This window comes from Clostridium grantii DSM 8605 (genome assembly GCF_900129965.1).
GTDB lineage: Bacteria > Bacillota > Clostridia > Clostridiales > Clostridiaceae > Clostridium_AF > Clostridium_AF grantii.
On sequence record NZ_FQXM01000027.1, the window covers coordinates 43657 to 50182 of the forward strand.

Annotated in this window: 5 protein-coding genes; all 5 read left to right on the top strand. The window is 30.1% G+C overall.

The window, feature by feature from the left end; translation table 11 throughout:
• Nucleotides 1-253 precede the first annotated feature (253 nt).
• Nucleotides 254-1102: a molybdate ABC transporter substrate-binding protein gene (gene modA, locus BUB83_RS17490; RefSeq protein WP_073340185.1), complete on the top strand. Its 849-nt coding sequence runs from the start codon at nucleotides 254-256 to the stop codon at nucleotides 1100-1102.
• The gene (locus BUB83_RS17495) at nucleotides 1083-1958 is read left to right on the top strand and encodes an ABC transporter permease (RefSeq protein WP_242950704.1); all 876 of its coding nucleotides are present in this window, start codon (nucleotides 1083-1085) and stop codon (nucleotides 1956-1958) included. The genes modA and BUB83_RS17495 overlap by 20 nt, the downstream gene beginning before the upstream one ends.
• 123 nt (nucleotides 1959-2081) lie before the next feature.
• On the top strand, nucleotides 2082-3371 hold the full coding sequence (locus tag BUB83_RS17500; protein ID WP_073340188.1) for a homoserine dehydrogenase: 1290 nt from the start codon (nucleotides 2082-2084) through the stop codon (nucleotides 3369-3371).
• A 20-nt stretch (nucleotides 3372-3391) separates the two neighbouring features.
• Nucleotides 3392-4885, top strand: a complete 1494-nt coding sequence (thrC, locus tag BUB83_RS17505) for a threonine synthase (RefSeq protein ID WP_073340190.1) — start codon at nucleotides 3392-3394, stop codon at nucleotides 4883-4885.
• 603 nt (nucleotides 4886-5488) lie between these two features.
• Nucleotides 5489-6526, top strand: a 1038-nt coding sequence (locus tag BUB83_RS17510; protein ID WP_073340193.1) for a S8 family peptidase, incomplete at its 3' end; no start/stop codon positions are given.

A 6526-nucleotide genomic window follows, 5' to 3' on the forward strand; every position in this document is an offset into this window, starting at 1 on the left:
ATAGTAATTAAAAAAAAGATATTAAATTAGTAATAACAAAATGTAAACGATGATATTTTGATAAAACAATAATATGGTATTGACTGTTAATAGGACAGTGTTTATAATGATGTAAAAGATATTAATAAAACCTTTAGTTATGTTTGGCTATGTTTAGTTATGTATTGTTTGGTTTTAAGGCGATATTTGATAATTTGTGAGGGCATTAGTGAGTTATTTATAAACTATAAGCTATTTAAAAGGGGGTTTTAAAATGTTAAAGAAAACTGTGTCATTAGTTTTAGGGGTATTAATTATGTGTTTTGCTTTCACTGGTTGTTCATCAGCTAATACGGGGAATATCAGTGCGGGAAATGAAATTTCTAGTGAGAAAAACACTGAAGTAAGTGTAACAGAAGAACTAAATGTATTTGCAGCAGCTAGTTTAACGGAAAGCTTTACTGAAATTGCAGAAGCTTTTGAGCAAGAAAACAATGTTAAAGTTGTTTTAAACTTCGCAGGTAGCCAAGCTTTATATACTTCTATTGATCAAGGAGCAGAAGCGGATGTTTTTGCATCAGCAAATACTAAGTATATGAAACAATTAACTGAAAGCAAAATGGTTGGGGATAGCAATATTTTTGTGAAAAATGGTTTAGTAATAGGGGTTATGAAAGATTCTGAATTTAAGATTGAAAGTTTAAAAGATTTAACTCAAGAAGGATTAATACTTGTGGCGGCAGAAGATAGTGTTCCAGTTGGTAATTATTTTTATAAAGCATTAGATAATGCGTTGGAGGCAAAAACATTAGCAGAAGATGATAAAGAAAAAATATTAAATAATATAAAAAGTAAGGAAGTAGATGTGAAAAGTGTATTGAGCAAAGTGTTATTAAAGGAAGCAGATGCTTGTATAGTATATAAAACAGATGTTACTGAGGCAGCAAAGGAAAATGTAAATATAGTTGAGTCTAGTGATTTTGATTCAGTTATAGCAGAATATCCAATAGCGGTTATGGAAAATAGTAAAAATAAAGAACTAGCTAATAAATTTATAGAATTTGTTATGAATAGTGAAAAAGGCAAGGAAACTATGGAACAGTATGGATTTATATTACCGTAGAAACAAAGGATATCAAAAAAGTGTTCTAACAAATAATACAATTAATAATAGTAGAAAAAAAGCAAAAAAAACACAAATGGTAGAGATTATCTTTCTTATGGTAGTAGTAATGTATATATTAATATTACTATTACCTATTGTGTCTTTATCAAGCTTTGCAGGAATAAATAAAATTGTAAAATTGTTAGGAAATGAAGAGGCTATTTCTTCTATCAAATTAGGATTAAAAACCTCATCTTATTCATTGATACTTACTTTCTTATTTGGTACTTGTACAGTTTTTTTTATTACAAATATTAAAAATAAGGTTATTCTAAATATAATAGATATTATTATACAAATTCCAATAGTTATTCCTCCAGCAACAGCTGGTATTGGATTACTTCTTGCCTTTGGAAGAAATGGCCTTATAGGAAAGTTTCTCAGCTCTTTTGGTATTAGTATAGTGTTTACACCTATAGCAGTTGTTATAGCACAATTTTTTATATGTTCGGCTTTTTATATTCAAGTTTTAAGAGCGGCAGTAGATAATATTCCTTATGAAATTTATGAAGCGAGTTATGTTTTTGGAGCAAGTAGATTTCAAACTATTACAAAGATTATACTTCCAATGGAGAAAAGAGCAGTAATATCAGGGTTGTTATTATCTTGGGTTAGAGCAATGGGAGAGTTTGGTACAACTATTATGTTTGCTGGTAATATAGTTGGAAAAACAAGAACAGTTCCTTTGCAAATATATACTTTTTTGCAAAGCGATATAACCATGGCAGCTGCACTTGCAACAATTTTATATGTTTTATCTATTATATTGATGATAGCGGTAAAATTTTTCTTGAGAACGGAAGAATATTCATAAGAACTCAATTATAATTGAGCAAACCCCTTTCTTTTTTCTTTGTTTAACAGTATAATATTAATAATTTTACTTGGTTATAAATATGCAAAGGGTTGAATAATTTAAGAAAAGGGGCATGTATTTATGAGGAAAAAGGTGAAAATTGCTTTACTTGGCCTAGGAAATGTAGGTAGAGGGGTATGGAAGATACTTGAGACAAATAAAGAAGAAGTATCTGAAAGAAGCGGCTATGATATAGAGGTTGCTAAAATTTTAGTTAGAGATGTGGCTAAAAACAGAGGATTTGAAGTTCCAGAAGAACTTTTAACTTCAGATCCAGAAGAAGTATTTAATGATGATAGCATAAGAATCATTGTAGAAGTTATGGGGGGAGTAGACCCGGCTTATGATTATATGATGAGAGCTATAAGATCTAAAAAGCACGTGGTTACTGCCAATAAATTTGCTATTGCTACAGTTGGGGACGAACTAATAGCAGAAGCAAGAAAAAATGGAGTTATGCTTTATTATGAAGCAAGTGTTGCAGGCGGAATACCTATAATAAATGGATTAAATGAATCTTTAACAGCTAATAAAATAGAAGAAATTATCGGAATTATAAATGGAACTACTAATTATATTTTAACAAAAATGACTTATGAAAATTGTAGCTTTGAATCAGCACTTAAAGAAGCACAAGATATGGGATATGCAGAAGCAGATCCTACAGCTGATGTAGATGCTTATGATGCTTTATACAAAATTAGAATTCTTACATCATTAGGCTTTGGAGTTAATTATGATGTAGATAATATCTATAGAGAAGGTATAAGAAATATACAATCTGTTGATATAGAATATGCTAAGAAATTTGGATATGTAATTAAATTACTTGGTATTGCTAAAGAAAATAACGGCGGTTTAGAAATAAGAGTTCATCCAGCTATGATTCCAGAAAGACATCCACTTGCAAATGTTAATGACTCTTTTAATGCTATTTTTATAAAAGGAAATGCAATTGGAGATTTAATGATGTATGGTAGAGGGGCAGGAGATTTACCAACAGGAAGTTCAGTAGTAGCAGATATAATTTCTATTTTAAGAAAAGATATAGATAATTATACTGCACCAAGAGCAATTAATGTAAAAAAACCATTATTACTAAAAAGCATGGATGAAACAGAAACTGATTACTATATAAGATTAAAGATAAAAGATATTCCAGGGGTATTAGGGCAAGTTTCTACTATTCTAGGTCAACATGATGTGAGTATTTCTTCAATGATTCAAAAAGGCCAAGGGCATGAATGGGTTTCTTTAGTTTTTGTTACACATAAAACTTTAGAAGGAAAATTAAATACTGCCATGGAAGAGATTAAAAGTCTTTCGTTTGTTGAAGAAGTAAGTAATATCATAAGAGTAGAAAAGTTATAGGATAAAGGATGGGTAGAATTATGAATAATATATTATATAAAAGTACTAGAGGCGGAGAAGATAATATAACAGCAGCAGAAGCTATTCTGAGAGGAATTGCTACTGATGGAGGTCTCTTTGTACCTAAAGAGATTCCAACATTAAAATCTAGCTTTGAAGAACTTTCTAAAATGGATTATAGAGAAGTTGCTTATTCAGTTATGAAAGAGTTTTTTCAAGATTATTCAGAAGAAGAATTAAGATATTGCATAAACAATGCTTATGATAAAAAATTTGATTGTGAAGAAATTGCTCCTATTGTAAAAGCAGGAGATGAATATTATTTAGAACTTTATCATGGACCTACTTTAGCTTTCAAAGATATGGCTTTATCAATTTTGCCATACCTTATGACTACAGCAGCTAAGAAAAGAAAAATGGATAAAGAAATTGTAATCCTAACAGCAACTTCTGGAGACACTGGTAAAGCAGCATTAGAGGGTTTTTCTGATGTTGAAGGAACTAGGATAATAGTTTTCTTCCCACAAGAAGGCGTTAGTGAAGTACAAAGAATGCAAATGATAACTCACAAAGGTGATAACACTAGTGTAGTAGGCATAAAAGGAAATTTTGATGATGCTCAAACAGCTGTAAAAAATATTTTTACAAGCAAAGAGTTTAATGATTTATTAAATGATAATGGATTTGCTTTTTCTTCTGCAAATTCAATCAATATAGGAAGATTAGTTCCTCAAGTTGCATACTATGTTTATACTTATGCAACACTTCTTAAAAATGGAGAAATAAAAGAAGGGGAAAAAATCAATGTGGTAGTTCCAACAGGTAACTTTGGAAATATATTAGCTGCTTATTATGCAAAGCAAATGGGAACGCCTATTGATAAATTAATATGTGCGTCTAATGACAATAAAGTTCTTTATGATTTTATGAGCACTGGAGAATACGATAAAGAAAGAAAATTCTTTACAACAATATCTCCATCTATGGATATACTTATATCTAGTAATCTTGAAAGATTATTATATATAATAAGCGGAAACAGCAGTGAAACTGTAGCAACTCTTATGAATGATTTGAAAGAAAAGGGTTCTTACAAAATTACTGAGGAAATGAAAGAAAGCTTAAAAGATTTCTTTGGTGGATATGCTGATGAAGAAAAAACTTTAAACTCTGTTAAAAAAGTATTCCAAAAGAAAAATTATTTAATGGATACTCATACTGCTGTAGCTCATGCAGTTTATGAGGAATATTTGAAAGAAACAAAAGATACAAACAAAGCAGTTATAATTTCCACAGCTAGCCCATATAAATTCACAGCCCCAGTAATGAAAGCTGTGGATAAAAAATATGAAGGTGTGGATGATTTTGAATTGGTAAAAGAAATGGAAAAGCTAACATCTATAGCTATTCCAGAAGGAATAAAAGATTTAGAAAAAAGAGAAATTCTTCATACAAGAATATGTGCTAAAGAAGCTATTAATGAAGAAGTTATGGATATTTTGAATTTTAAATAATTAGAAAGCACCCTATTATGGGTGCTTTTGTGTATATAAAAGATATGGTTTATATCTTTTAATTTCAAAAAAATTAATTTAATTAAAAAAGTACTAAAAAACAATATTCTATATAAAAGTGATTTCACAATAATTTATATGAATATTAAGAAAATATTGAATTGAATATACAATAAAGTGCCTAAAAACGAGATATATTCATATATAAACTATTCATAAGTTGCTTTATAGATAGATAAATAGATAGCTTGTAAATTTTTTTTATTTTTTTTTTTTTTTTTTTTTGAACAGGTTTCGACAAACAAAATTAGAATATTATGGTATCATAGAGAAGACAAGCTGAATGCGCAGAGTTTGTTGCAAATAGAAAAACTCCCTTACGTCAACCTGACAAGTTAATCCGTAAGAGAGCCTATTCAATATGAAACCCTTATAAAAGGAAGCCATGGCTTTAGTATACTCCTTTTATTTAGGGTTGCATAGATAAATCTTACGAAAACTTAATCTATCCATGTACTAAATAGTGAAGCTTTAACACTCTTGTACTTGTATAGATTTGTAGTTGGAGTTGTTTATCTCTAAATAAAAATAAGGAGGTGAAATATGCTAAAGCAAAAATTGAATTTTGTAGCTTTAATTGTACTTGTACTAATTTTAGTCGGTATGAGTTCTACTGTACCAGCATCTGCTTTAAATAAGCAAGATAGAAAAATTGTTGTATTTAGTAACACAACGGATGAAAATCAAGTAGATGAAATTCTTAAAAAACATGATACAGAAAAAATTAAAAATTTACCAAGCATTAATGGGGTAGTAGTTAATCTTTCAAAAGACAATAAGTTAAGAGATCAAAAAGAAGTAAAATACATTGAAGATGACTTTGTTGTATCTATTAACAAAAAGACTACTAATATTCCAGAAATACCACCTAGCACAGTGTCTCAGATCATCCCTTGGGGAATTGAGTATATGGAGGCACCACAGTATTGGGGAGTTTCTAATACTGATAATGTAAAAATTGGTATAGTAGATACTGGAATTGATTTAGACCATCCAGATTTAGTGAAAAATATCAAAGGTGGCTTTAATGCCATTAGAAACAATAAATCTGCTAATGATGATAATGGTCATGGTACACATGTGGCGGGTATTATAGCCGCTTCAATGAATGAAATTGGAGTTGTAGGTATGGTGCCAGATGCTGATATTTATGCTATCAAAGCATTGGATAGTAATGGCGATGGTTATGTATCTGATATTATTGAAGGAATTGATTGGGCAATTAAAAATGATCTTGATATTCTAAATATGAGTATTTCTACAACAAATAATTCTGAAAGTCTGCATGACATTGTTAAAAAGGCAAATGATGCTGGAATAATTATGGTTGCCGCAGCAGGGAACAATTATGGAGGAGCTTCGGAGTTTCCAGCAACATATCCAGAGGTAGTATCAGTTGGTGCTATTGATGAGAATGGGTCAATTGCTGATTTTTCGGCTTTAGAAGGTGTAGATGTATATGCGCCTGGGGTTGATATTTATTCAACTTATCTTAGTAATGGGTATTTGAGTATGAGTGGTACTTCAATGGCGGCTCCACATTACACTGGAAAATTATGTGCTGAATTAATTGAATCAGAG